The 246-nt window shown below is 51.2% G+C and carries 1 pseudogene; it reads left to right on the top strand.

Going from position 1 to position 246, the window contains the following annotated elements:
* Positions 1-246 (top strand): annotated as a pseudogene (avtA, locus tag NR195_RS22810) (valine--pyruvate transaminase); the annotation flags it as partial.

Consider the following 246-nt stretch of genomic DNA (forward strand, 5'->3'; position numbering starts at 1 on the left):
GCATTATTATCGCTGATGAAAGCACCATTGCGGCGATTGGCAACATGAACGGCATTATCAGCCTGGCACCAGGCAGTATTGGCCCGGCCATCGCCTGTGAAATGATCCAGCGTGGCGATTTGCTGCGACTGTCTGAAGCGGTGATCAAGCCTTTCTATCAGGACAAGGTTAGGCAGACGATCGCCATTATTCGTCGTTACTTAACTGCGGATCGCTGCCTGATACATAAACCCGAAGGGGCAATTT

The organism is Pantoea sp. Ft-CA_14, from assembly GCF_024520875.1.
Lineage (GTDB): Bacteria > Pseudomonadota > Gammaproteobacteria > Enterobacterales > Enterobacteriaceae > Pantoea > Pantoea agglomerans.